The organism is Rhodoluna sp., from assembly GCF_036721215.1.
Taxonomy (GTDB): Bacteria; Actinomycetota; Actinomycetes; order Actinomycetales; family Microbacteriaceae; genus Rhodoluna.
In genome coordinates, this window is the sequence record NZ_DAIMLM010000001.1 from 551,298 (window position 1) to 577,400 (window position 26,103).

The following is a 26,103-nucleotide window of genomic DNA, read 5'->3' on the forward strand; positions in this document are numbered from 1 at the left end:
CCCACCCATTCGGGTGGGGTTTTTTGTTGTGCATAAGTTCTGCGCTAAAAAATTAATGTACTTATGGTTTTGCGTATGTCGATCACTTCCCAACTTGCAGTTACGCTTTCTAGTTTGCTTATCACTTCAGCCCTAGTGTTTGTTGAAGCCCCAGTTGCCATGGCTTGTTCCACTGGAGGTTCCGGAAGTTCTGGTGTTTCCCATGGATCTGCCATGCATTCGGGTTCGGTGACAGTTTGTGTTGGGGTTCAAACAACCACCCCAGCGCTAACTTCTCCAACCGCACCAAAACCTCCTAGCGGAATAACACTCAAGCCAGTAGCAAAACCAGTTTGTCCAACTGCCGCTCAGCGCAAGCAAATGCCAAAGTCCCCAGATGCTGCGGAGCGCTGGGTCAAGTCCGTTTGCAATCCAAGCCAACCAACCGCTTCCAAGCCGGCTTCGCCACCACCGGTGAGTTTTACTCCTGCAGCAACTAACTTTGCTAGTGCAGCCGTTTCTTTCTCGCCAAATCCGCTCAAGGCATCTGTATATCCGGCTTCTCAGCTGCCCGCGGGCGAGACTTTCACATTTAGCGCAAACCCTTCGCTTCACTATGGTTCGCAAGTGATTCTTGGTCGCCAGGCCGAGGTTCAGTTCTCACCGGCGGGGTTAGGTTGGCAATTCAGCGATGGAAATCGTATTCAAGGCGTGGAGATAAAGCGAAGCTTCGAACAATCCGGAAAGTATCAAGCATGGGCAATCGCAAGCTATTTCGTGAGCTACCGAGTAGTTGGTGAAACGGCTTGGCAAGCGGTTGCTGGCCAAATCTCGGTGTTGAGTAATGTTCTCGACCTTGACGTTTCAATCAAGATTCCAGCGGTTCCGCCAACGCCGCCAAAGCTCTTACTGGTGGGAGGGGATTGCAGTACAAACCCAAAAAGCTGGGGGTGCCTGCCCTAGCCGGCTATTGTTTTTTGCCATCTGTCATAGTCTTGTAGGTCTGTCATAGTCTTATAGTTAGGCAAAGGGTCAGCTAACTCCCTGCCTAACCTCAGACTTGTTTGCCATGATTAAGGCAAGACGAAAGGCCTCTAACATGAGCATTCAACCGCAAGACCCAAGCGGTCTCGGTAGAAAAAACAGTTACAACAGCCAGTTCCTTTTTGACCCTCCGGTTGCACTTACACCTAAAAAACTCAAGCAGAAAAAGACCAAAGAGAAAAGGCTGACGTTCTTCACTGCAACCTCGGCAATCCTTTTGGGTGTATTGATGGGAGCGTCAATTGGCGCTGGAGCAGGAGTTTTAGCTCAGAACTATCTAACAAGGCCACCGGCGATTGTTGTTAACAATCTTGAAGACGTTAACTGGGTCACCGCGGCTTCCTCAGCTGCTTCTCCATCGGTAGTGACCATCAGAGTTTCTGGTTCTGGCTCTGGCGGCAATGGTTCTGGGGTGGTGCTAACAAGTGATGGATACATTCTTACTAACGCCCACGTGGTCACAATTGGCGGCAGTACAGCCAACGTTGAACTTTCGGTTCGCACCAATCAGCGTGAGGTGTATTCAGCGCGCCTTATCGGAACTGATCCAACTAACGATCTAGCGGTGATAAAAATCGAAACTACCAAACCATTGATACCAATGGTGTTTGCTGATTCTTCCAAAATCAATGTTGGAGACCAGGTTGTTGCCATCGGTGCTCCGCTGGGACTCGAGGCCACTGTAACCAGGGGAATTGTTTCAGCACTAAATCGAACCATTCAAGTTGCCTCCTCGGAGAATCCTGATGAAACCGGACTTGAGTTTTGGTCAGGTAGTTCGGTTCCTCCGGTAAGTCTTGGAGTAATTCAAACTGATGCTGCCATTAACCCCGGAAACTCGGGTGGAGCTTTGGTGAACATTCGTGGCGAACTTATTGGCATCAACGTTGCAATCGCTAGAGCTGGCGGAGCGGTAGAAGGCGGCAGCATCGGTGTTGGTTTTGCTATCCCTTCGAATGTTGCAGACAGAATTGCCAAGGACATCATTGAAACCGGTGAGTCAACTCACGGGGTTCTGGGAGTTCTTATCGGCGATGCAATGTCTTCAGAAAACGGTTCTGCATTTCCAGTTGGAGCGCTCGTTATTGAGGTAACCCCCGGGGGAGCAGCCGAGGGAATTGGCATAAGACCCGATGACATAGTCGTGAAACTAAATGGCAAGACCATCAGTAGCGCGAGTGAGCTTACTTCTGCAGTGCGCCAAGAAAAGGCAGGCACTGAAGTCAAGATCGAGATACTGCGAGACGGTGAAAGTCTAACTTTCGATGTTGTGCTGTAGTTAGATTTACCCGTTCTAGAAAAGAGTGATCATGAGCGAACAAACCAATCCTGACTCAGGTTACGGAACTGACACTTTAGTAGAGCCAAAGCTTTTCGAGCCTGGCGATCACGAGAGATTTTCTCATTACGTCAAGAAAGAAAAAATCGTCGAGTCCGCGGTTATGGGAACTCCGGTTGTTGCTCTTTGCGGCAAGGTTTGGGTTCCAGGCCGCGACCCACAAAGCTTTCCTATTTGCCCCAAGTGCAAGGAAATTCATTCCAAGCTAAAGCCAGGCGATGAGGGTAAGGACTAAACGAACAGAGTCTGAATTGCAGGCTCGCCTTTAGTTAGGCGAAGTGCACTGGCGGGAAGATTCGACTTTACTTTTGAGTGATGCGAGCGTGCTAGCTCAACTCCAGCTGAGCCCTGGTATTTGCTTTCCGGCACTCCGTTAGTTACCAACTGAACTAGCAAATAGCGCTCACCGCGTTTTTGTTCAGGGGTTGTTCCAGTTCCAATAACTTCGGCTATTGCAATCGTGTCTTCTGAGTGCCGACGAATGGCAAACTTTCTTCCACCCAGGTTCGATTTTTTAGCAGACCGTTTTGAAACCGTGTGCCAGTCACCTGATTCGTTTTGGTAGGCCACCATTTTGTAAACAAAGCCAGCTGCCGCAACCCCGGATCCAGTTACCACCGAGGTTCCAACTCCGTAGCTATCTACCGGCGCAGAGGCTAGAGATGCTATTGCGTATTCATTCAAATCATTAGTGACTGTGATTTTGGTTTCGGTGGCTCCAAGCTGATCTAGCAGTAAGCGGGCTTTTGCTACCTCTATTGGAAGATCTCCAGAGTCAATTCTCACACCGCCTAGTTTTGGGCCGGCGACACTGATTGCGTTTTTGATTCCAGACTCGATGTTGTAAGTGTCAACAAGAAAAGTGGTGTCGGTACCGAATGCCTCCAGCTGAGCTTCGAAGGCTTGCTGTTCGCTATCGTGCAGCAGAGTAAATGCGTGCGAGGCAGTTCCCATGGTGGGGATACCAAAACTTCTACCCGCTTCAAGATTTGATGTTGCGCTAAAGCCGGCAATGTAAGCGGCTCTTGCGGCAGCAACGGCGGAGTTTTCTCCGGTTCTTCTAGAACCCATCTCAGATACCGGCCTCGACTGGGCTGCGGTGACCATTCTTGAAGCTGCGCTTGCAACCGCGGAGTCGTAGTTCAAAACGGACAAAATCAGAGTTTCTAGAACTACCGCTTCGGCAAAGGTTCCCTCCACGGCCAATACTGGCGAGTATGGGAAGTAGATCTCACCCTCGGCGTATCCCCAGATGTTTCCAGAAAACTTGTAGTTTGCAAGCCAGGCGGCAGTGGCGTCATCAACGACCTTGTTTGTTACCAGCCACTCAATTTCTTCAGTCCCAAAGCGAAAGTCTTGAATTAGATCCAGCAGTCTTCCGCTACCTGCAAACACACCGAATCTTCTGCCACCAGCCAGGCTGCGAGCAAACACTTCGAAAATTCCGTGACGGTTTGCCTTGCCGGAGCGAAGTGCCGCCTGGAGCATGGTGAGCTCGTAGCGGTCGGTTAGTAATGCACTGGAGGTAAGCACATCTTAAGCCTAGCCCTGATAGCAATTGACCCAAGTTATAGACTGAAGACCGTGACCACCACCCTTCAAAACGCGCCTATTGGAGTTTTTGACTCCGGCTTGGGTGGGCTAACTGTTGCCAGAGCGATAATCGATCAGCTTCCAAACGAGTCAGTTATATATGTTGGAGACACAGCAAACGCTCCCTATGGACCAAGACCGCTTTCGGAAGTTCGCGAACTTGCCCTTGCGGTGATGGACAAGCTAGTTGATGAGGGCGTCAAGGTTTTGGTTATTGCTTGTAACTCTGCTTCCGCTGCAGTTTTGCGAGACGCCAGAGAGCGATACACCAAAGGTAAATCCATTCCAGTAGTTGAGGTAATCCAGCCTGCTGTAAGAAGAGCGGTCGCTTTGACTTCCAATGGAAAAGTCGGCGTGATTGGCACTACCGCGACCATTAATTCAAAGGCTTACGATGATGCGTTCGCAGCTGCTGTAGACATCGACCTGCAAAGCGTTGCCTGCCCAAGTTTTGTTGAGTATGTCGAAGCTGGGGTAACCTCCGGGCCAGAGATTATTGCGGCAGCCAGAAATTACCTAATGCCGCTGAAAGAAAGCGGCATTGACACTTTGGTTTTGGGCTGCACTCACTATCCACTGCTAACTGGAGCACTATCTTTTGTGATGGGAGATCAAGTTACTTTGGTTTCCTCAGCTGAAGAAACCGCTAAGGATGTATACAAGGTGCTAATGGAAAACGATTTGCTCAGAACAGATAAAACCCCGCCTACATTGTCTTTTCGCGCAACCGGTGACGTTGCAGCATTTGAGAAGCTAGCCAAAAGATTCCTTGGTCCAGAAGTTTCCAAGGTTCAGAAACTCTAAAGATAGGAACAATAGTTGAAACGAATTGATGGTCGCGCACCAGACGAGCTTAGAAAAGTCACCGTTGAGCGAGGTTGGTCTTCGCACGCTGAAGGCTCCGCGCTGATTAGCTTTGGTGAAACTAGAGTTTTGTGCACCGCGTCTTTCACTCCTGGTGTTCCAAGATGGAAAGTTGGCAAGGGAGAAGGTTGGGTCACGGCTGAGTATTCAATGCTGCCGCGAGCCACTCACGATCGATCAGACCGCGAGTCAGTCAAGGGCAAAATGGGCGGACGCACTCATGAGATTTCAAGACTCATTGGTCGCGCACTAAGAAGTGTTGTCAATTTCTCAGATCTTGGAGAAAACACCATTGTTATTGACTGTGATGTTTTGCAAGCCGACGGTGGAACTAGAACCGCCGCAATCACGGGTGCCTACATCGCACTGGTAGATGCAATCGAGTGGGGTAAGGAAAAAAGCTTTATCTCAGCAAAGAAGCAGCCAATTTCTGACAGCATCGCTGCTATCTCGGTTGGAATTGTTGACGCTGTTCCATTTTTGGACCTTGCTTACACCGAGGATGTTAGAGCAGAAACTGACATGAACGTTGTTGTCACTGGCTCAGGAGCGTTTGTCGAGGTTCAAGGCACAGCCGAAAAGACCCCGTTCAACAGGTCCGAACTTGATGCCCTGTTGGATCTCGCTCTAAAAGGAACCAAAGAGCTAACCGCCATGCAACAAGAAGTTCTCAGAACAGCAAGGTCATAGTTTTGAAGCTGGTTCTAGCAACCCATAACGCTCACAAAGTAAAAGAAGTTGCCGCCATTTTGGAGCCACTGGTTTCGGGGTTGGAGCTTCTAGGTTATGACGGACCAGAGCCCATTGAAGATGGCAGTTCTTTTCTTGAAAACTCCTTGATAAAAGCCAGAGCAGCTTTTTTACATACCGGCATGACTTCGATCGCCGATGACTCTGGACTAGCAATCGAAATCATGGGCGGTTCTCCTGGAATTTTCTCGGCTAGGTGGTCTGGGGAAAAAGACGACGAGAAAAACCGCAATCTTGTCTTGGCGCAGCTTCGAGATGTTCCAGCAGGCAATAGGGCAGCAAGTTTCGTCTGCACCATTTCTCTAGTCGGCGAATCAGGTGAGGTTAGCTTCACGGGAGTGCTGCCAGGTCACATCAAAGCTTCGGCTAGCGGCACTAACGGGTTCGGCTACGATCCGATCTTTATTCCAGAAGGCTTTGAAGTTTCCTCTGCAGAGCTTGAGCCAGAAGTTAAAAACTCGATTAGTCATCGCTCCATGGCGCTGTCACAGCTAGCAAGCTATTTGCGCCCCCAGTAGGATTCGAACCTACGCTCCCGCCTCCGGAGGGCGGTGCTCTATCCCCTGAGCTATGGGGGCAATACGTTTCCAGCCTAACAGCGTGGCCTCAAACGGGGCTTTCTCGGTAAGATTTACGTTATTGAAGCAATAAATTCTTGCTGATTGTTCTGAATTTTTTTATCTATCCCGTGCGAGGCAAATCTTGAATCCAGCAGAACTAGCTGCAGCCATTGGCCGCATCTTGGAAAAGATGCAGTCAGCTGGCACACTTCCTAGTGCCCAACTGCCTGCGGAGATAGTTGTCGAAAGGCCAAGAAACAGGGAGCACGGCGATTGGGCCACCAACGCTGCCATGCAGCTTGCACCAGTATTTGGGTTAGCCCCAAGGGCTTTGGCTGAGCTATTAGCTCCTGAGATCCAGGCCCTAGAAGAAGTATCCAAAGTCGATATTGCAGGTCCTGGCTTTATAAACATCAGCTTGAATCTGGCAAGCGCTGGAGCGCTGGCAAAAACCATCGTTGAAGCGGGTCATGGCTACGGTGAGGGAGCGACTCTAAAGGGTCTAAAGATGAACCTCGAGTTCGTCTCGGCGAATCCCACCGGACCGATACACATGGGTGGAACCAGGTGGGCAGCCGCCGGTGATTCGCTCGCTCGGTTGCTCAAGTTTCAGGGCGCCGATGTAACGCGCGAGTATTACTTCAATGACCACGGTGAGCAGGTTGATCGCTTCGCCAGATCTCTAATTGCTCGCGCCAAGAAACTGCCAGCCCCAGAAGATGGCTATGGCGGAGACTACATAGAAGAGATAGCCAATCAAGTAATTGCCAAAAGTGGCAAAGACATTCTGTCTTTACCCGATGATCAAGCCCAGGAAGAGTTTCGCGCGGTAGGCGTCGAGCTGATGTTTGAGCAAATCAAGCAATCCCTTCATGAATTCGGTGTTGATTTTGATGTCTACTTCCACGAGAACTCACTTCACGAATCAGATGCGGTGGCTAAGGCCATCAAGCGACTGCGTGAACTGGGCCACGTATTTGATCAAGACGGTGCTGTCTGGTTACGTTCGACTGAATTTGGTGACGATCGCGATCGTGTAATCATCAAATCTGACGGCAATGCCGCATACATCGCAGGTGACTTGGCTTATTACCTAGATAAGCGCGAACGTGGTTTTGACCGGTGCATCATCATGCTTGGAGCTGACCACCACGGTTATGTTCAGCGCATGATGGCGATGTGTTCAGCATTTGGTGACGAGCCGGGTGTGAATCTTGAGATTCTTATTGGTCAAATGGTGAATTTGATGCGCGATGGCGAACCGGTGCGGATGTCCAAGCGCGCTGGAACCGTGGTGACCATGGAAGACCTTGTTGAAGCAGTTGGGGTGGATGCGGCTAGGTATGCGCTCGCAAGATCATCTTCTAACTCACAGTTGGACATTGATCTCGCGCAGCTTTCAAAAAAGACCAACGACAATCCGGTTTTCTACGTTCAGTATGCCCATGCCAGAACGCAGCAGGTTGCGGTAAACGCAAAGAGCATGCAAGTTGATCACTTTATGTTCGAGCCAAGCTTGCTTGATCACGCAACCGAGACTGAGCTGCTTGCCAAGCTAAGCGAATTTCCAAGGCTTGCAGCCCAGGCGGCCCAGTTTAGAGAGCCGCACCGTATCGCTAGATACATCGAAGAGGTAGCCGGTAGCTACCACCGCTGGTATGACAACTGTCGAGTTATCCCTCAATCAGGCAATCCAGTGGAGCCAATTCATCGCACCAGGCTCTGGCTCAATGACGCTGCGGGAGTGGTTTTGCGTAATGGCCTCGGACTGCTGGGTGTTTCTGCCCCAGAGAGGATGTAACCGTGGACAAAACTGCAGCTGAATTGGCACCTAGTTGGCTATCCCTTCCAAAAGACGTGAATGAAATCAGTAAGAACATCTGGCCGGCGAGCTTTGCAAGAGACGCTTCCGGAGAGATTCAAGTTGGGGGAGTATCGGTAGCTCAGCTGGTTGCCAAGTACGGGTCACCACTGATGGTCATTGACCAAGCAGACTTTATCTCCCGCGCTCAAGTTGTAAAGCAAGCTTTTGATTCCGCAGCCTCCAAGATTCAAACAAGCGCAAAGGTTTATTACGCGAGCAAATCACTCTCGACTACCGAGGTAGTCAAGTGGGTTGCGGCAAATGGATTAAACATGGACGTTTGCTCCGCCGGTGAACTCGCGTTTGCACTTGCCGGGGGGATTGAGCCTGGTCGGATTGGTTTGCATGGAAACAACAAATCTGTTTCCGAGATTGATAAGGCTGTCACAGCAGGAGTTGGGGCAATTGTCATCGACTCTGAGATCGAGATTGAAAGAATCGCATCGATTGCGAGTGCTCAAAACAAGATCCAAAACGTGCGTGTCAGAGTTAACTCGGGCGTACACGCTTTCACTCACGAGTACCTTGCCACCTCGAGAGAAGACCAAAAGTTTGGAATTGCAATTGCTGATGTCCCGGAACTGGTAGCCAAGATTCGATCTCATTCGCAGTTGAACTTTCTTGGGCTGCACTCTCACATCGGCTCCCAGATCTTTAGCGTCGAGGGCTTCATCGAGTCGGTGAAACGATTGATGCCGCTGCATAAGCTGTTGCTAGAAACTGGCAGCGTTCCTGAGCTAAATCTTGGTGGCGGCTTTGGAATCAATTACACAGCCGCAGACCAAGCCCCTGAGATTTCGTTTTTTGCATCTGAGATTTGCTCCGAGGTTGAAAGCCAGTGCAGGGAGCTAGGTATTGAAGTACCGGTTCTTTGCTTTGAACCGGGGAGAGTCATCTCAGGTCCAGCGGGAGTGACTATTTATACCGTGGGAACCATCAAAGATGTTCAGATTGCCAGTGATGACTCCAAGCAGTCAAGAAAGTACGTCAGCATCGATGGCGGTATGAGCGATAATCCCAGACCTAGTCTTTACAGCGCCGATTACAGCGCACTGCTAGTTTCTCGCTCTTCCGCTGCAGCGCCAGTTGTTTCTCGAGTGGTGGGCAAGCACTGCGAAAGTGGCGACATTGTGGTCAAAGATTGCTACCTGCCTGAAGACATTAGCCCTGACGATTTGCTGGCTGTTGCGGCAACCGGTGCCTACTGTCACTCGCTAGCAAGTAATTACAACTATCTACCTAGGCCCGCAATGGTTGCTGTTCTAGAAGGAAAAGTAAAAGTTTTGATGAATGCCGAGACCGAATCGGACATGCTTTCTAGAGACCCCGGGTATCAAACCCTTTAGACAGGGTAGTTTTGTAGTTGGTTAGGAATACACATTGAGCGAATACCGCCCCCTACGCGTTGCCTTACTCGGTGCCGGATCAGTCGGTGCCGAGGTCGCCAGGCTATTGCTGGAGCAGAAGCAGGAGCTCAAATCCCGCGTTGGAGCCGAGCTCGAGCTCGTTGGAGTTGCGGTGCGCGACCTAACTGCCAAACGTGAAGGATTTCCAAAAGAACTATTGACCACCGATGTTGAGAGCTTGATTCTCGGTGCTGATATCGTGATCGAAGTAATGGGTGGCATAGAGCCAGCTAAGGAATACATTTTGCGTGCTCTTAATTCTGGTGCTGATGTTGTCACAGCCAACAAGTCCTTGTTGGCTACCCATGGAACTGAATTATTCAACGTTGCTGAGCAAGTTGGCGCACAGCTTTACTTTGAGGCTGCGGTTGCCGGAGCTATTCCAATCATTCGCCCGCTTAGAGAATCTCTTGGCGGTGACCGTGTAAAGCGCATTATGGGAATCGTCAACGGCTCCACAAACTACATTCTTGACCGGATGGACAAAAGTGGTATCTCCTTGGAAGAGGCTATGGCCGAAGCCACCGAACTTGGCTACCTGGAAGCAGACCCTTCATTAGACGTTGAAGGTTTCGACGCTGCTCAGAAGGCGGCTATTTTGGCAACCCTGGCATTTCACACCGAGGTTCCTCTGGATAAGGTCTATCGAGAGGGAATAACTTCTATAACCGTGGCTCAAATGAAAGCCGCTCAGCGAGATGGTTATGTCATCAAGCTGTTGGCAATTTGCGAATTTTTGGAAGCAGATTCATCGGGACCGGAGGGAATTTCCGTTCGGGTTTATCCTGCGCTAGTTCCAAGGTCACACCCTCTGGCTGCCGTGAATGGCGCTTACAACGCAGTTTTCGTTGAAGCAGAGGCAGCAGGAAGTCTAATGTTCTACGGATCTGGTGCCGGTGGAACTCAAACTGCATCAGCTGTTCTGGGAGATGTAGTTTCTGCAGCCAAGCGCCACGTGGCAGGTGGCCCAGGCCTTGCTAACTCAACTCACGCAAATTTAGAGATACTTCCAATAAGCAGAATTCAAACTCGCTACTCGGTCCAGCTCGAAGTATCTGACCAGCCGGGCGTGCTAGCAAAAATTGCCACAACTTTCTCCAAGCACGGCGTATCAATCGAGGCTGTGGAGCAGTCAGTTCTTTCCGGAAAGAACGTCGTTGCTTATTTGGAAATTGGAACCCACTTGGCCAGTGACGCAGCCCTGGCTGCTGTTGTTGAGGATCTGAAGGCTAGCGACGCGGTTCAAAAAGTCGCTTCTGTGATTCGAATGGAAGGCTTGTAATGGCACACCAGTGGCGCGGAGTGATACGAGAGTACTTTGATCGACTAGATGTCGATAGCAGCACTCCGATCATCACGCTTGGCGAAGGTGGCACACCACTTATTGAAGCACCTGATCTTGCGAAACTAGTTGGTGCCGACCAGGTGTATTTGAAGTATGAAGGTATGAACCCAACCGGTTCATTCAAGGACCGTGGCATGACCATGGCGGTTTCGAAAGCCGTCGGGGAAGGAGCCAAGGCAGTTATATGTGCATCAACTGGTAACACCTCTGCCTCTGCTGCGGCGTATGCGGCAGCGGCCGGAATCACTTCAGTTGTGTTAGTTCCGCAGGGCAAGATTTCTCTTGGGAAGCTAAGCCAGGCGGTAGCGCACAAAGCAAAAATATTGCAGGTGCAAGGAAACTTTGACGACTGCCTAACTTTGGCTCGAGACCTATCGGATAACTATCCGGTTCATTTGGTCAACTCAGTGAACCCAGATCGCATTGAGGGTCAAAAAACCGGAGCCTTTGAAGTTTTTGACTCACTCGGTAGAGCTCCTGATTACCACGTGTTACCAGTTGGCAACGCGGGTAACTACTCTGCTTACTTCAAGGGCTATCTGGAAGATTTCAACGAGGGCCGCATCAAGGTTGTTCCAAAGATGTATGGCTACCAGGCCGAAGGCTCTGCTCCTTTTGTTCATGGAGGACCAGTCAAGAACCCGGACACAATTGCAACCGCAATCCGGATTGGAAATCCTGCCTCATGGGATCTTGCCCAGAGTGCGATGGAGTGTTCGATGGGTAAGTTTGGCGCGGTTTCAGACGCTGAGATTTTATGGATGCACAGATTCCTATCGCAAGAAGCGGGTGTATTTGTTGAGCCATCTTCGGCTACCGGTGCGGCTGGTATTTACAAAGCGTCCCAACAGGGTGAAAGTTTTGCCGGCGCACTGATTGTGGTAACCGTTACCGGGCACGGCCTAAAAGATCCGATGTGGGCCCTAAAGGACGAAGCCGGAAACGAGATCTCTCCAGAAGCTGTATCAGCCAATGCTGCTGAAGTGGCTGAGCGGTTGGGGTTGGCTTGAAAATGACTAATTTAGAGGGAAGAACAGTGTCGGTTCGGGTGCCAACCACCTCGGCAAACCTGGGTCCTGGTTTTGACACCCTTGGCATCGCCCTTGCTTTTTATGACGATTTGGAAGTTACCGCCACAAAGCCTGGAACCATTTCAATTGAGGTCCACGGTGAAGGCGAAGGCCAAGTTCCACTTGATGCCTCGCACCTGGTAGTTCGCGCGATCCTTGAGACTTTCAAGCGCGCTGGCCAAGCCGCGCCTGGTTTGGCCCTGAAGGCAACAAACCGCATCCCGCACGGCCGCGGAATGGGATCATCCGGAGCTGCGGTTGTTTCTGGAATCATGGCAGCCAAGGGTCTATTAGATGGAGTCGCAACAATTAGCGACAAGACCATGCTGGATATCGCAACAGAGTTTGAGAATCATCCAGACAACGTCGCCCCAGCACTTTTTGGTGGATTGAGTATTGCTTGGGAAGACGAGCACGGACCACACACCAAGAAGCTCTCAGTTCACCGCGGCGTTTCTCCTTTGGTTTTAGTTTCTTCCACGAAGATGTCCACCGCATTGGCTAGATCCCTACAGCCAGAATCAGTTCCTCATGCCGATGCTGTTTTCAATGTTTCGCGCTCAGCGCTGCTGGTTGCTGCCATGGTTCAATCGCCAGAGCTGCTGTTTGCAGCAACCGAAGACAGACTTCACCAAAAATACCGAGCCACCGCGATGCCAGAAACTGAAGCCCTGATCAGGACTTTGCGCGCTGAGGGCCACGCCGCGGTTGTTTCGGGAGCCGGACCCTCGGTTTTGGTGCTTGCTAGCGACCCGGCCCAGAGACTGCGGGCTAAGGAATTAGCCGAAAAGACCCATCCACAATGGCTACCGCTGTTGTTGGCTGTTGACAATAAAGGTGCTACCATATCAATACACCAGAAGTAATTGGACCCTCTTAGGGTAAATCGCTAGGTGAAATCCCCGCAGAAAATACTGCAATAAAACGCAATCAAATCGCGTTTGAGGTAAATCGAGTTAGCAACCGATTACCTAATCACTCAAGAAAGAGCAATCAATAAATGGATGAAATCCAAGCAGATAAACCGGAACGCAAATCTCGTCGAGCAGTAGCTGAAGCTTCAGCTCCCGATGTAGACAGTTCCCCAAGAAAGTCCAAGGCGAAGGCAGACAAGCCAGCCGATGGCAACCAAGACTCAGGCGAGACAAGATCCACTAGGGACTCTTCCGGCTCGAGCGATACTCCAAGCCAAGAATCAAGTTCCGACTCTGGTGAGCGCAGAAGAAACCGCGACTTCGACGACGACCGTCGTGGCGGCGGCCGCAACTCCAGAAACCGCAATCGTTACCGCGATCGTGATCGCGGAAGGCGCGGAGGTAACAACGACCGCGAAGAGGCAGAACCAGAGATCTCTCCAGATGACGTGCTAATCAGTGTGGCTGGAATCCTCGATGTTTTGGATAACTACGCATTTGTTAGAACCAGTGGTTACCTTCCAGGTCCAAACGACGTCTACGTGTCGTTGGGTCAAGTCAAGAAGTATGGTCTTCGTAAAGGCGACGCTGTTGTTGGAGCGATTCGCCAGCCTCGCGAAGGCGAGGGCCAGGGTCGTCAGAAGTTCAACGCCCTAGTTCGCGTTGACTCCGTCAACGGCCTGGACCAGGCAGCTTCGGCAGACCGAGTTGAATTCGGAAAGCTAACACCGCTTTACCCTCAGACCAGACTGCGTCTTGAGACCGAAGCCAACAAGCTTTCGACTCGAATCATTGACCTTGTTGCCCCAATTGGTAAGGGTCAGCGTGGACTGATTGTTTCTCCTCCAAAGGCTGGAAAGACACTCGTACTCCAGGCCATCGCTAACGCGATCGCAACCAACAACCCAGAGGTTCACCTAATGGTTGTTTTGGTTGATGAAAGACCGGAAGAAGTTACCGACATGCAGCGCACAGTCAAGGGTGAGGTAATTGCCTCCACCTTCGACCGCCCTGCGGAAGATCACACCACTGTTGCCGAGCTTGCTATCGAGCGTGCCAAGAGACTGGTTGAGCTAGGTCACGATGTTGTAGTTTTGCTTGACTCAATTACACGTTTGGGTCGCGCTTACAACCTAAGTGCTCCGGCATCTGGACGAATTCTCTCTGGTGGTGTTGACTCGTCAGCGCTTTATCCACCAAAGCGTTTCTTTGGTGCTGCCAGAAACATTGAAGATGGCGGATCGCTAACCATCCTTGCAACAGCACTTGTTGAAACTGGATCCAAGATGGACGAGGTTATCTTCGAAGAGTTCAAGGGAACTGGAAACATGGAGCTTCGCCTATCTCGTGCACTTGCCGACAAGCGAATCTTCCCTGCGGTAGATCTAAATGCTTCTGGAACCAGACGCGAAGAGATGCTGATGAACCCAGACGAAACCAAGATCATCTGGAAGCTTCGTCGTGCACTTGCCGGTCTAGAGCAGCAGCAGGCGCTTGAGCTAGTTCTGAACAGACTGAAGGAAACTTCGAGCAACGTTGAGTTCCTAATGCAGGTTCAAAAGTCCATGCCAGTTCCAACAGGTTCTGACGGAGAATAATGCTCGATTCAGTCCAGCCCCTGCTGGCTGAGCATGCCTCGCTGCAGGAACAGTTATCAGATGCGTCTGTGCATCAAAATCCTGCCTTGGCGAAAAAACTCAACCGTCGTTACGCGGTAGTAAGCGCAATTGTTAGCGCCTACAACCAGGTGATTTCACTGACTGAAGACTTGGTTGCCACCAAAGATCTAGCCAAAGAAGACGAAGCATTCGCGGCCGAGCTGCCTGCTATTGAGGCCAAGGTCACTGAAGCCAACGAGAAGCTTCGAAGACTACTAATCCCACGAGATCCCGACGATGGTCGCGATGTGATTATGGAAATCAAAGCTGGTGAAGGTGGTGCGGAATCCGCTCTATTTGCAGCAGATCTGCTTCGCATGTATATCCAGTACTCCAACGCCAAGGGTTGGAAGACAGAGATTTTGGACAAGACCGAGTCTGATCTTGGTGGTTACAAAGATGTTCAGATTGCCATAAAGGGAAATTCAAACGATCCTGCCGAGGGAGTCTGGGCACACCTGAAATACGAAGGTGGAGTACACCGAGTGCAGCGCGTGCCGGTTACGGAAACTCAAGGCAGAATTCATACCTCGGCAGCTGGAGTTCTGGTATTTCCAGAAGTTGATGAGCCCGAAGAAGTCGAGATCAGCCAGAACGAAATACGAGTGGATGTTTTCCGCTCCTCAGGTCCTGGTGGACAGTCGGTTAACACCACTGACTCTGCTGTTCGAATAACTCACATTCCAACTGGAATCGTTGTTTCGATGCAGAACGAAAAGTCTCAGCTACAAAACCGTGAAGCCGCCATGCGCGTTTTGCGAGCCAGAATTTTAGCCGCACAGCAAGAGGCTATTGACGCCGAACAGTCTGCGGCCAGGAAATCTCAGGTCAGAACAGTTGACCGTTCCGAGCGAATTAGAACTTACAACTTTCCGGAAAACAGAATTGCCGATCATAGAACCGGCTACAAGTCCTACAATCTCGATCAAGTCATGGATGGTGCGTTGGAACCAGTTGTTCGCTCGGCAATCCAAACCGATGAAGAAGCCAGGCTGGCAGCGCTAGGCGATAAGTAATTGTTAGTTTCGGAACTTCTATCCGAATCTTCCAGCAAGCTCAAAGAAGCTGGAGTAATTTCAGCAACAGTTGATGCAGAACTGATTATTTGTTTCTGCCTTGGAATTTCACGTTCTGAGCTTTCTCTCATGGTTGCAACAAACCAAGAGTTCCCTCAAGAGTCACTGGATAAGTTCCAGTTGGCACTTGCCAGACGTGTTGCCAGGCAGCCGCTTCAGCACATCACAGGCACTGCGCCTTTTCGACACCTTGAGCTCAATGTTGGGCCAGGGGTTTTCACCCCGCGTCCAGAAACCGAACAGGTGGTTGGTTTTGCGATGGAGAAAATCACAAATTTTCAAAGCCCGCTAATTGTTGATCTTTGTTCGGGAAGTGGTGCAATAGCAATTAGCTTGGCAACTGAAGTATTGGGATCAAAAGTTTTTGCAGTTGAAAAATCAAAAGAAGCTTTTGGCTACTTGCTGCAAAACGCAGCGAGCTATGGCTTTTCTAAAGTCAACTTGCGAAACGAAGATCTGCAAAATTCACTAAGTGAGTTAGACGGAGAGGTCGACTTGGTAATTTCGAATCCTCCCTACATTCCAAACGATGCAATCCCTATTGACCTAGAAGTCCAGCTTCATGAACCGAGCATGGCTTTGTATGGAGGGGTTGACGGACTAGATGTCATTAGACAGATATCAATTCGCGCCAAGAAGTTATTGAAATCGGGGGGTTTGCTCGTATTAGAGCACGCAGACAGCCAGTCAAATGCCATCGGTAAACTATTATTGGCTGGGGGCTGGTTAGAAATTGAAGCCAGAGCTGACCTAGCAGGCAAAGAGCGAATGATTTCAGCAGTAAACGCCTAGTAAGGCTCAAGAAGGAGGTCACGATGGAGCGAATCTACGACTGTTCCCTAGATACTGACCTTCTAACTGGAATGAGATTGGCCAAAGTTGCAATCGGTCAGAAAGAGTTGGTTGTAGTTCCAACCGACACCGTTTACGGCTTGGCTTGTGATGCTTTTTCCCATGAGGGTGTGAAGAAACTTCTTGCAGCAAAAGGGCGCGACAGGCAATCACCGCCACCTGTTCTTATCGGTAATGTCGCTGCGCTAGATGGACTTGCCCAAGACATTCCCGCTCTAGCTCACAAGCTTGCAGAAACTTTCTGGCCTGGTGCACTGACCATGATTTTGAAGGCACAGCCTTCACTGACCTGGGACCTGGGTGAAACCAAAGGCACCGTCGCACTTCGCATGCCAGATCACAAGATTGCTCTTGCACTCCTCCAAGAAACTGGCCCGTTAGCTGTTTCTAGTGCGAATCTAACTGGTGAGCCGGCTGCGATAACTTGCCAGCAAGCCGAAGGCTACCTTGGCTCAAAGGTGAAAGTTTATTTGGATGGTGGTTCTAGCCCGAAGGGCGAGGCGTCCACAATCTTGGACATGACTGACCTTGTTGATGTGGTTGACGATTCCGGGGAGCTAAAAACTACCGGTAAGGCTCGGATTGTTAGAAGAGGGGCTCTTAGCATTGACAAACTAAAACTAGTTCTCGGGGAGCATCTTGAGGCTTAGCAAGTGAGAGCTTATTTGTTCATTATTGCCATAGCGGCAATAGTTACCTTCTCTGCTACCTATTTCACAATCCGGATGAGTCGTAAGCATCTGGTGATGCCAGAAATTAGAGATCGAGACACTCACACCACTCCGACACCTCGCATTGGCGGCTTGGCAATGCTTGCGGGAATGTTTGCCGCTTTACTGGTCGCAGGATCACTTACTTGGTTCGACTCTGTTTTCAGCGAACCACAAAGACTACTTGCGATTGTTTCCGCCGCCACAGTGATTGTAATCGTCGGAGTTTTGGATGATTTCTTTGATCTGGACTGGACCATCAAGCTTGCAGGGCAAGTGTTAGCAGCTGGAATCCTTGCGTGGCAGGGAGTCCAGATTGTTTCTTTGCCAATCGGGGGACTGGTTATTGGCAGCTATGCGGTCTCGATGATAATCACCATCTTTTTGATCGTTTTGATAATGAATGCCGTGAACTTTATCGATGGGCTAGATGGTCTCGTTGCCGGGGTAGTTCTTATTGGAACCAGTGCTTTTTTCCTTTATACCTATCTAGTTACCCAGCAAACTTCACCAACGAACTACTTCAACTTGGCTTCGCTAATCTCAGCAATCGTGGTGGGAATGGCCTTAGGGTTTCTTCCATTCAATTGGCACAAAGCCAAGATTTTTATGGGCGATAGCGGATCGATGCTGCTTGGTCTTTTGATGGCAACAGCCGCGCTGGCTGTTACGGGGCAAATTGACCCAGCTGCGGTTTCCAGTCGGGTGTTAGCTCCAGCTTTCTTGCCAATTGTCTTGCCACTTGCAATTTTGTTGCTTCCGCTACTTGATTTGCTACTGGCAGTGATTCGAAGAGTCAGAGCTGGAAAGTCACCTTTCAGGGCAGACAAGAGTCACATCCACCACAAGCTTCAAGACTTGGGTCACGGCCACGTCGGCTCCGTCTTGGTCTTCTATTTTTGGACGGCCATCATCTCTTTCGGTGGTTTATCACTGATGTTCATTCCGACAGAGCTTGCACTTTTGATTGCTGTCCTGGCTGCAATCCCAGTCACTATTTATACCGTTTGGCCGGTACTAAACGCCCTTAGGCAACCGGCACTAAACGCCCTTAGAAAGAGAGCATCGAAATGACAACTACTTCCTCGGCAGATCAACTATTCATAAAGGTCTTGGCTCAGGGTTCACTTTTGATCGGTTTGATTGCCACGGTGGGCTCAGTCGTTGGATACTTTGTTGATTCCGAGAAGGGTGTCCCAAGCGCACTTATCGGAGCATCGCTGGCGCTTGTTTTTACCAGCCTTACCCTAGCTAGCGTCTTGATTGGCAGAAGGTTATCTCTGGCCGGGTTCTTTGGGGCGGTCATGGGAGGCTGGCTCGTGAAGCTAATTGGCTTTGCGTTTGTGGTTGGCTTCTTGGCGAGGGCCGAATTCATAAATGGCCCGGTGCTGTTTTTTACCCTGGTCGCAGCCATCCTTGGATCGCTGGCAATTGACACTATTGCCGTGCTCTCAGCCCGTATTCCCGTGGTCGAGGGCTAGTTTTTTTCTTGCTAGAATTTTGATAAATGGCTTGGTGTTGGACACTGAGACACTGTAAATCGCCGTGAATTCGTTCACCCCGAAACAGGAGACCACCCTGCTAGATAACGCTCTGAGCCTGATTATCAAGGCTGCGGTCACCGACGACTCGGGCAATTACAAGGGACCCTCCATCATGGAGTTCTACCCTGAGATTTTGTTATTCGAGGGCACTCCTTTTGCGATAAACCGAATCATTTTGGTGCGACTACTAGTTGTTTTGCTGCTAATCGTCCTGTTTTCTCTTTGGGTTAGACAGTTTGACAAAGCCACAAAGAACCAGGTCTTTGTTCCAACCAAGTTCCAGCTTATGGGTGAGATTTCCCTGAACTTCGTTAGAACCAGCATTGCTCACGGTCAGCTCGGAAAAGTTGACGGCGACAGGTTCTTACCTCTTCTCACCACCGTTTTCTTCACGGTCTTAGGTCTAAACATCACCGGAATTATCCCAGGTCTCAACATTTCTTCCAATGCACTAATTGGTTACCCAATCGTGCTAGCAGCAGCTGCATATGTGACCTTTATCTACGCGGGAGTCAAAAAGCACGGCATTGGCTACTTCAAGAGTGCGGTGGCTCCAGCGGGTGTTCCACCAGCTTTGTATGTGATGGTTGTTCCAATTGAGATCCTTTCGACCTTCATTCTTCGCCCAGTTACCTTGGCTCTTCGACTAACCATGAACATGCTCGCAGGGCACCTTTTGTTGGTACTTTGCTTCAGCGCTACCCAGTTCTTTGTCTTCTACGCCGATGGCCTGTTTGGCTTGTTTGGGGTAGGAACATTCATTTTTGGATTCGCCTTTACTCTTTTTGAGATTCTGGTGAGTTTTTTACAGGCTTATGTGTTCACCCTGCTAACAACTGTTTACATTCAGTTGGCACTGGCAGATGAGCACTAAAGGATCTGACAACCGTCAGGGATAAACCACGGAAGGGAAAAACAAGTGGACATCACAAACATCGCCGAACTATCCGGCAACATTGCAGTAGTTGGCTACGGCCTCGCAGCGATTGGCCCAGGTATCGGTGTAGGTCTAGTTGTATCTAAGACCATCGAAGCAACCGCACGCCAGCCAGAACTAGCGTCAAAACTACAGGTCACCATGTGGCTGGGTATTGCATTCACTGAAGCGCTAGCGCTTATCGGTCTTGCAACTCCATTCATCTTCGCTTAAGCAAAAGTTAAGGACTAAACCATGATTTCAAGGATTATCGTCTTAGCGGCGGAAGAAGAGACTAAAAACCCTCTTCTGCCAGCCGACTACGACATTCTTTGGTCTTCGGTCGTTTTTGCCATCATGCTTACCTTCTTCTGGCTAAGGGTTCTTCCTAGCTTCAAGAAGGTACTAAATGAAAGAACTAAAGCTATCGAGGGACGTTTGGCTGCTGCAGAGAAGGCTCAATCCGAGGCTGCTGCAAAAACCGACGAACTATCGAAAGCTCAAGAGAACACTCGCGCTGAAGCCAGCGCAATTCGCGAAGAAGCGCGTGCCGAAGGCGCTGCGATTCTGGCCGAGTTGAAAGAGCAAGCTCAAGCGGAGGCGGCCAGAATCACTCAAACCGCCAAGGCCCAAATCGAGGCAGAGCGTCAAGCTGCCCTGATTAGTTTGCGCTCCGAAGTGGGATCAATGGCAATCGATTTGGCCTCCAAGGTTGTAAGCCAGAGCTTGAAAGACAGTGCCACTGCCTCCAAGGTAGTTGACGATTTCTTGAAAGATCTAGAAAATTCTGAAAAGGCAGGCAAGTAAGCATCATGTCGAGCTCTACCAGGCAAGCACTAAAAGCGGCTAAGGAAATCCTTACCCCGCTTCTAGTCGACGCTGACCTTCGATTTGCCGAAGAGATTTTCGTGATCAGCTCAGCTATGTCTGGATCCAAACAACTGCGCAACATTCTCTCGGACCCTTCCGCTGAGATCGCGGGTAAGAAAAATGCCCTGAGCGCAGTGTTTGGAGCATCGGTTTCGCCCAAGGCAGTTGAGTTGGCGGGAAAAATCGTCGCTCTGCGTTGGTCTAAAGGATCCGACTTGGTAAGTGCCATGGAGCAGCTAGCTGTGCATTCGGTTGCAGCCATTGCCGCAAGATCCAAAGCCCTTGAAGCCCTGGAAGCCGAGTTGTTCGAATTCCGCAAGGTTGTCGACTCAGACCAGCAGCTTCAAATCGCTTTAGCTTCAAGGCAAGCAAGCGATGAGCAAAAACTCACCATGGTGAACGAACTGATTTCAGGCAAGTTTGGCAAGGAAGCTAGCTTGCTGATTCGGTTTGCGGTAATTGGCTCGGCCAAGGTTCGCATTTCGGTTGTCTTGGAGCAGTTTGGCAAGTTGCTGGCCGCTTACGCGGAGCGCTTGGTGGCAACAGTTACTGTTGCGCAAGCCTTGAGCGATTCCCAGGAAGCAGCTCTTGAGAAGTCACTTGCTCGCGACTACGGGAATGATCTTCGTCTCAACATCGAGATAGACCCAGCAATTCTCGGTGGCATCAAGGTTCAAATAGCTGGAGAAGTTATTGACGGTAGCGTTGCTAACCGTCTCAAGCAAGCAAAGATGATGCTGGCTTAGGCCAGCATCTAACCGGGGTTCGCCCCAGAAGTAGAGGAAGCAAATGGCAGATCTAAAAATCAGCCCAGATGAGATTCGCGACGCCCTGAAGGGTTTCGTGAACTCCTACGAGAGCGACAAGGCTTCGCGCAACGAGGTCGGACACGTAATCGATGCCGGTGACGGTATCGCTCACGTTGAAGGACTTCCCTCCGCGATGGCTAACGAGCTTCTAAAGTTTGCTGATGGAACTCTAGGTCTTGCCCTGAACCTTGACGAGCGTGAGATCGGAACCGTTATCCTCGGAAACTTTGAGGGCATCGAAGAGGGTATGGAAGTGCAGCGCACTGGCGAGGTTCTTTCAGTTCCAGTTGGAGATGCTTTCCTAGGTCGAGTAGTTGACCCACTGGGTAACCCAATTGATGGGTTAGGCGATATCAAAGCAGAGGCACGTCGTGCCCTTGAGCTTCAGGCCCCTGGCGTTATGGCTAGAAAGTCAGTTCACGAGCCACTGCAAACCGGTATCAAGGCCATCGACGCCATGATTCCAATCGGTCGCGGACAGCGTCAGCTAATCATTGGTGACCGTCAGACCGGTAAGACCGCAATTGCGATTGACACGATCATTAACCAAAAGGCCAACTGGGCAACCGGAGATCCAACCAAGCAGGTTCGTTGCATCTACGTAGCTATTGGTCAAAAAGGTTCAACCATCGCAGGTATCAAGGCAGCCTTGGAAGAAGCGGGAGCACTGGAATACACAACCATCGTTGCGTCCCCTGCATCTGACCCAGCAGGTTTCAAGTACCTAGCGCCGTATACAGGTAGCGCCATCGGACAGCACTGGATGTATGGCGGCAAGCACGTATTGATTATCTTTGATGACCTATCAAAGCAGGCAGAAGCCTACCGAGCGGTATCCCTTTTGCTTCGTCGTCCACCAGGCCGTGAGGCTTACCCGGGAGACGTGTTCTACCTACACTCTCGCTTGCTAGAAAGATGTGCCAAGCTCAACGATGAATTGGGTGCCGGCTCAATGACTGGACTTCCAATCATCGAGACCAAGGCCAACGACGTGTCGGCTTACATTCCAACCAACGTGATCTCGATCACCGACGGCCAGATCTTCTTGCAGTCGGATCTGTTCAACGCCAACCAGCGTCCAGCTATCGATGTTGGTATCTCGGTTTCTCGAGTTGGTGGAGCAGCCCAAGTAAAGGGAATCAAGAAGGTTTCTGGAACCCTAAAGCTTGAGCTTGCTCAGTACCGCTCACTAGAAGCATTCGCGATGTTCGCTTCCGACTTGGACGCGGCATCTCGTCAGCAGCTAGCTCGCGGAGCGCGCTTGATGGAGCTTCTAAAGCAGCCACAGTACTCTCCGTACCCAGTTGAGGATCAGACAGTTTCTATTTGGGCTGGAACCTCAGGCAAGTTGGACGAGGTTCCTGTTGAAGACGTTCTTCGCTTCGAGTCGGAGTTCTTGGATTACCTAAAGCGCAACAGCAAGGTAATTGAGACCATCCGTGAAACCAAGAATCTAGAAGATGACACCATCCGCGAGTTGGATGCCGCCATTGACAAGTTCAAGAAGGGTTTCCAGACCGGGCAGGGTGTCCCACTTTCTTCTTTGGGCAACGAAGCTGTGAATGCTTTGGAAGAGGAAGAAGTGAACCAGGAAAAGATCGTCAAGCAAAAGCGCTAAAGCGTAGTTGCCAATTCGAGATTAGGGAAGGAGAGATATGGGAGCGCAACTCAGGGTTTACCGACAGAAAATCAAGTCGGCACAGACCACCAAGAAGATTACTCGCGCCATGGAGCTTATTTCGGCTTCCCGTATCTACAAGGCGCAACAGCGCGTTGCCGCCTCCACTCCTTACTCAAGAGCGGTAACCAGAGCGGTTTCTGCCGTGGCTACCTACTCAAACATCGATCACCCGCTGACTACTGAGCCAGAAACTATTGAACGCGCGGCGGTAGTTATATTTACCTCCGACCGTGGTCTTGCAGGAGCCTTTTCCTCAAACGTTCTAAAAGAAGTTGAGCAGCTAGTGACTCTTCTAAAGGGCCAGGGTAAAGATGTTGTTTACTACCTGGTTGGAAGAAAGTCCGTTAGCTACTTCAATTTCCGCAGACGTCTTTCTCGTCAGCAGTGGGTTGGTGGCACTGACCTTCCAGAGTTTGACACCGCTAAATCAATTGCCGATGCGCTGTTGGCTGATTTCAACACCGATGCCAAGGATGGGGGAGTAGATGAGATTCACATGGTCTACAACCGCTTCGTTTCGATGATCTCCCAGGTTCCAGAGGTTGTTCGCTTGCTTCCTCTTGAGGTAGTCGAGGGCGTTGAAGAGCCTTCCAAGAGCGAGATCTTCCCGCTCTACGAGTTTGAGCCGGATGTAAACAAGGTGCTTGACGCCTTGCTTCCTGTTTACATCGAGAGCAGGATCTTCAACGCAATGCTTCAGTCTTCAGCTTCCGAGCACGCTGCACGCCAGAAGGCCATGAAGTCAGCTACCGATAACGCTGAGAAGCTGATTTTGAACTACACCCGTTTGAGCAACCAGGCACGTCAATCAGAAATTACGCAACAGATTTCCGAAATCGTCGGTGGTGCGGATGCACTAGCCACCGTTGGCGATGAGGACTAAGAGAAAGATAAGAAATGGCTGAGACAAAGACAACCCCACAGGCAGGCACCGGGCGCATTGCTCGAGTTAATGGTCCGGTGGTTGACATCGAGTTCCCACACGATGCCATCCCTGAGATCTACAACGCCCTCACAACACAGATCGACCTGTTGGGAGAAACCACGACTCTAACTCTTGAGGTGGCTCAGCATCTAGGTGATGACCTAGTTCGTGCCATTGCTTTGAAGCCAACCGACGGTTTGGTTCGCGGCGGGTCAGTAACTGACACCGGAGCGCCAATTTCAGTTCCTGTTGGTGATGTGACCAAGGGCCACGTTTTCAACGTAACTGGTGAAGTTCTAAACGCTAAGCCAGGTGAAAAAATTGAGGTAACCGAGCGTTGGCCAATTCACCGTCAGCCACCAGCGTTCGATCAGCTTGAGTCAAAGACCCAGATGTTCGAAACTGGAATCAAGGTTATTGACCTTCTAACCCCTTATGTATTGGGTGGAAAGATTGGTCTATTCGGTGGTGCCGGTGTTGGTAAGACCGTTTTGATTCAGGAAATGATTTACCGTGTGGCAGAAGACCACGACGGTGTGTCCGTGTTTGCCGGTGTGGGTGAGCGTACCCGTGAAGGTAACGACCTAATCGACGAAATGACCGAGTCAGGTGTTATCGACAAGACCGCGCTCGTGTTCGGTCAGATGGATGAGCCACCAGGCACGCGTTTGCGCGTTGCTTTGTCTGCTTTGACCATGGCGGAGTACTTCCGTGATGTGCAGAAGCAGGACGTTTTGTTGTTCATTGACAACATCTTCCGCTTTACTCAGGCAGGTTCCGAGGTGTCAACACTTCTTGGCCGTATGCCATCTGCGGTGGGTTACCAGCCAAACTTGGCAGACGAGATGGGTCTACTACAGGAGAGAATTACTTCAACCCGTGGTCACTCGATTACTTCTCTTCAGGCTATTTACGTTCCTGCCGATGACTACACCGACCCAGCCCCAGCAACCACCTTTGCTCACTTGGATGCAACAACTGAGCTAAGCCGTGAAATTGCTTCCAAGGGTCTATACCCAGCCGTGGATCCACTTTCTTCGACTTCAAGAATCTTGGACCCTCGTTACATCTCGAAGGATCACTACGAAACCGCCGTTAGGGTCAAGCAGATTCTTCAGAAGAACAAGGAGCTCCAGGAAATCATCGCCATCTTGGGTGTTGAGGAGCTTTCCGAAGAAGACAAGGTCGCAGTATCAAGAGCAAGAAGAATTCAGCAGTTCTTGTCTCAGAACACTTACATGGCTACCAAGTTCACCGGTGTTGCAGGTTCCACCGTTCCACTCAAGGAGACCATCGAAGGATTCTCCAAGATTGCAAACGGTGACTTCGACAACGTTGCGGAGCAGGCGTTCTTCAACGTCGGTGGTCTAGAAGACGTTGAGCGCCAGTGGGCCAAGATTCAGAAGGAATCTGGTAACTAACTTTGTCTGAAAAAACTCTGCGGGTTGAGCTAGTCGCTGCCGACAAGGCAGTTTGGTCTGGCGAAGCCAAGTTGGTGGTAGCCAAAACAGTTGAAGGCGAAATCGGTTTAATGCCAGGCCACGAACCAATGCTCGCCATCTTGGCTAACGGTGAGGTAAGGGTTACCAAACCCGAGGGTGAAGTGCTTGTTGTTACCGCAGACGATGGATTCTTGTCAGTGGAGCATGACGTGGTAACTGTTGTTGCCAGAAATGCTTCGCTGGCCTAATCCTGTTCTGGTCGAATGCTTGCAGGACGTTCGCGTCTATTCGAAGCCGGAATCCACTTCACATCGCCACCGTGCTTGATGTTGGCAAAGCGAGCAAGCACAAACAATAGATCGCTAAGACGGTTCAGATACTTGGCAGCCAAAACGCTCACACCACCGTTGTTGTGACCCTTCTTTGCAGGATCGGTTCCATACTTTTCGATAGCGTGCCAGGTGGCGCGCTCTGCCCTGCGAACAACGGTTCTGGCTAGGTGAAGACCTGCAGCAAGCCCAGAGCCTCCGGGAAGAATAAAGCTATCTAGTTTTTCAAGCTGCTTGTTGTACTTGTCGATGGCTTCTTCTAAAGCATCAATCCAAATTGCGTCAACACGCAATGGCTCATACTCATAGTGCTCGTTTAGTGGGTTTGAAAGGTCTGCACCTAAATCGAAAAGGTCATTTTGAATCTGAGACAGTAGCGCTAAAGTTTCGGCGTCGAACTCGCCATGGGCCAGTGCAACAGCAACACCGATTGCAGAGTTAGCCTCATCAACGTCAGCGTACGCTTCGATTCGAGGGTCTGTTTTGCGAGTTCTAGAAAAATCGCTTAGACCAGTTAAACCCTCATCGCCTGTGCGGGTATAGATTTTTGTAAGTTTGACCAT

26 protein-coding genes, 1 tRNA gene and 1 pseudogene are annotated in these 26,103 nt (G+C 50.4%); 25 read left to right on the forward strand and 3 right to left on the reverse strand.

Annotated elements, in window-relative coordinates; translation table 11 throughout:
• The first annotated feature begins 75 nt into the window (after positions 1–75).
• From AC9UCN_RS02810 to AC9UCN_RS02820, 3 genes are all read left to right on the forward strand, one after another.
• Complete coding sequence (locus AC9UCN_RS02810) at positions 76–942, forward strand: hypothetical protein (protein WP_509523488.1); 867 nt, start codon at positions 76–78, stop codon at positions 940–942.
• 136 nt (positions 943–1,078) lie between these two features.
• A complete protein-coding gene (locus AC9UCN_RS02815) occupies positions 1,079–2,302 on the forward strand; it encodes a S1C family serine protease (protein ID WP_509523490.1) in 1,224 nt (407 codons plus the stop codon).
• 31 nt (positions 2,303–2,333) lie between these two features.
• Positions 2,334–2,597: a DUF3039 domain-containing protein gene (locus tag AC9UCN_RS02820; protein WP_509523492.1), complete on the forward strand. Its 264-nt coding sequence runs from the start codon at positions 2,334–2,336 to the stop codon at positions 2,595–2,597.
• Here the strand turns inward: AC9UCN_RS02820 and AC9UCN_RS02825 are convergent.
• Positions 2,594–3,895, reverse strand: coding sequence for a nicotinate phosphoribosyltransferase (locus AC9UCN_RS02825; protein ID WP_509523494.1), 1,302 nt, complete (start codon positions 3,893–3,895; stop codon positions 2,594–2,596). The genes AC9UCN_RS02820 and AC9UCN_RS02825 overlap by 4 nt on opposite strands.
• Before the next feature lie 51 nt (positions 3,896–3,946).
• On the opposite strand from AC9UCN_RS02825, the gene murI reads away from it, so the two are divergent.
• Genes murI through rdgB form a run of 3 tightly spaced genes read left to right on the forward strand, consistent with a single transcriptional unit; the run spans position 3,947 to position 6,087 of the window.
• Positions 3,947–4,759, forward strand: coding sequence for a glutamate racemase (gene murI, locus AC9UCN_RS02830; RefSeq protein WP_509523495.1), 813 nt, complete (start codon positions 3,947–3,949; stop codon positions 4,757–4,759).
• A gap of 15 nt (positions 4,760–4,774) precedes the next feature.
• Positions 4,775–5,509 carry a ribonuclease PH gene (gene rph, locus AC9UCN_RS02835; protein WP_509523496.1) on the forward strand — a complete coding sequence of 245 codons (735 nt, stop codon included), beginning with the start codon at positions 4,775–4,777 and terminating at the stop codon, positions 5,507–5,509.
• Between the two features lie 2 nt (positions 5,510–5,511).
• On the forward strand, positions 5,512–6,087 hold the full coding sequence (gene rdgB, locus AC9UCN_RS02840) for an RdgB/HAM1 family non-canonical purine NTP pyrophosphatase (RefSeq protein WP_509523498.1): 576 nt from the start codon (positions 5,512–5,514) through the stop codon (positions 6,085–6,087).
• Here the strand turns inward: rdgB and AC9UCN_RS02845 are convergent.
• Positions 6,076–6,147: transfer RNA gene (locus tag AC9UCN_RS02845), tRNA-Arg, on the reverse strand. The two genes, rdgB and AC9UCN_RS02845, sit on opposite strands and share 12 nt — an antisense overlap.
• 124 nt (positions 6,148–6,271) lie before the next feature.
• Between AC9UCN_RS02845 and argS the strand changes: the two genes are divergently transcribed.
• The 19 genes and pseudogenes from argS to AC9UCN_RS02940 all read left to right on the forward strand — a co-directional run bounded on the left by argS (position 6,272) and on the right by AC9UCN_RS02940 (position 25,459).
• The gene (gene argS / locus AC9UCN_RS02850; protein ID WP_509523499.1) at positions 6,272–7,930 is read left to right on the forward strand and encodes an arginine--tRNA ligase; all 1,659 of its coding nucleotides are present in this window, start codon (positions 6,272–6,274) and stop codon (positions 7,928–7,930) included.
• 2 nt (positions 7,931–7,932) lie between these two features.
• The gene (gene lysA, locus AC9UCN_RS02855) at positions 7,933–9,339 is read left to right on the forward strand and encodes a diaminopimelate decarboxylase (RefSeq protein ID WP_509523500.1); all 1,407 of its coding nucleotides are present in this window, start codon (positions 7,933–7,935) and stop codon (positions 9,337–9,339) included.
• Positions 9,340–9,373: 34 nt separating this feature from the next.
• Positions 9,374–10,681, forward strand: coding sequence for a homoserine dehydrogenase (locus AC9UCN_RS02860; protein ID WP_509523502.1), 1,308 nt, complete (start codon positions 9,374–9,376; stop codon positions 10,679–10,681).
• Complete coding sequence (gene thrC, locus AC9UCN_RS02865) at positions 10,681–11,754, forward strand: threonine synthase (RefSeq protein ID WP_509523503.1); 1,074 nt, start codon at positions 10,681–10,683, stop codon at positions 11,752–11,754. The genes AC9UCN_RS02860 and thrC overlap by 1 nt, the downstream gene beginning before the upstream one ends.
• Before the next feature lie 2 nt (positions 11,755–11,756).
• Entirely contained in the window at positions 11,757–12,680 is a 924-nt protein-coding gene (thrB, locus tag AC9UCN_RS02870) for a homoserine kinase (protein ID WP_509523505.1), read from the forward strand.
• A gap of 410 nt (positions 12,681–13,090) precedes the next feature.
• A pseudogene (gene rho / locus AC9UCN_RS02875) lies at positions 13,091–14,326 on the forward strand (transcription termination factor Rho); the annotation flags it as partial.
• On the forward strand, positions 14,326–15,402 hold the full coding sequence (gene prfA / locus AC9UCN_RS02880) for a peptide chain release factor 1 (protein ID WP_509523507.1): 1,077 nt from the start codon (positions 14,326–14,328) through the stop codon (positions 15,400–15,402). The pseudogene rho and the gene prfA, both read left to right, overlap by 1 nt.
• Positions 15,403–16,254: a peptide chain release factor N(5)-glutamine methyltransferase gene (gene prmC, locus AC9UCN_RS02885; RefSeq protein WP_509523509.1), complete on the forward strand. Its 852-nt coding sequence runs from the start codon at positions 15,403–15,405 to the stop codon at positions 16,252–16,254.
• Positions 16,255–16,277: 23 nt separating this feature from the next.
• A complete protein-coding gene (locus tag AC9UCN_RS02890) occupies positions 16,278–16,964 on the forward strand; it encodes an L-threonylcarbamoyladenylate synthase (protein WP_509523510.1) in 687 nt (228 codons plus the stop codon).
• Between the two features lie 3 nt (positions 16,965–16,967).
• The gene (locus AC9UCN_RS02895; RefSeq protein ID WP_509523512.1) at positions 16,968–18,098 is read left to right on the forward strand and encodes an MraY family glycosyltransferase; all 1,131 of its coding nucleotides are present in this window, start codon (positions 16,968–16,970) and stop codon (positions 18,096–18,098) included.
• Positions 18,095–18,505: a Cg1360 family ATP-synthase-associated protein gene (locus tag AC9UCN_RS02900; RefSeq protein WP_509523514.1), complete on the forward strand. Its 411-nt coding sequence runs from the start codon at positions 18,095–18,097 to the stop codon at positions 18,503–18,505. The genes AC9UCN_RS02895 and AC9UCN_RS02900 overlap by 4 nt, the downstream gene beginning before the upstream one ends.
• Positions 18,506–18,617: 112 nt before the next feature.
• Positions 18,618–19,442 (forward strand): F0F1 ATP synthase subunit A, encoded by an 825-nt coding sequence (gene atpB, locus AC9UCN_RS02905; RefSeq protein WP_509523658.1) that lies wholly within the window; start codon positions 18,618–18,620, stop codon positions 19,440–19,442.
• 45 nt (positions 19,443–19,487) lie between these two features.
• Positions 19,488–19,718: an ATP synthase F0 subunit C gene (gene atpE, locus AC9UCN_RS02910; RefSeq protein ID WP_509523516.1), complete on the forward strand. Its 231-nt coding sequence runs from the start codon at positions 19,488–19,490 to the stop codon at positions 19,716–19,718.
• A 21-nt stretch (positions 19,719–19,739) separates the two neighbouring features.
• A complete protein-coding gene (locus tag AC9UCN_RS02915; protein ID WP_509523517.1) occupies positions 19,740–20,291 on the forward strand; it encodes a F0F1 ATP synthase subunit B in 552 nt (183 codons plus the stop codon).
• Between the two features lie 5 nt (positions 20,292–20,296).
• The gene (locus tag AC9UCN_RS02920) at positions 20,297–21,100 is read left to right on the forward strand and encodes a F0F1 ATP synthase subunit delta (RefSeq protein ID WP_509523518.1); all 804 of its coding nucleotides are present in this window, start codon (positions 20,297–20,299) and stop codon (positions 21,098–21,100) included.
• 43 nt (positions 21,101–21,143) lie between these two features.
• Positions 21,144–22,781: a F0F1 ATP synthase subunit alpha gene (gene atpA, locus AC9UCN_RS02925; protein ID WP_509523519.1), complete on the forward strand. Its 1,638-nt coding sequence runs from the start codon at positions 21,144–21,146 to the stop codon at positions 22,779–22,781.
• Between the two features lie 37 nt (positions 22,782–22,818).
• On the forward strand, positions 22,819–23,727 hold the full coding sequence (locus AC9UCN_RS02930) for a F0F1 ATP synthase subunit gamma (protein ID WP_509523521.1): 909 nt from the start codon (positions 22,819–22,821) through the stop codon (positions 23,725–23,727).
• Between the two features lie 14 nt (positions 23,728–23,741).
• Entirely contained in the window at positions 23,742–25,190 is a 1,449-nt protein-coding gene (gene atpD, locus AC9UCN_RS02935) for a F0F1 ATP synthase subunit beta (RefSeq protein ID WP_509523522.1), read from the forward strand.
• Positions 25,191–25,192: 2 nt separating this feature from the next.
• On the forward strand, positions 25,193–25,459 hold the full coding sequence (locus tag AC9UCN_RS02940) for a F0F1 ATP synthase subunit epsilon (protein WP_509523524.1): 267 nt from the start codon (positions 25,193–25,195) through the stop codon (positions 25,457–25,459).
• Here the strand turns inward: AC9UCN_RS02940 and AC9UCN_RS02945 are convergent.
• On the reverse strand, positions 25,456–26,103 hold the full coding sequence (locus AC9UCN_RS02945; protein ID WP_509523526.1) for a cob(I)yrinic acid a,c-diamide adenosyltransferase: 648 nt from the start codon (positions 26,101–26,103) through the stop codon (positions 25,456–25,458). The two genes, AC9UCN_RS02940 and AC9UCN_RS02945, sit on opposite strands and share 4 nt — an antisense overlap.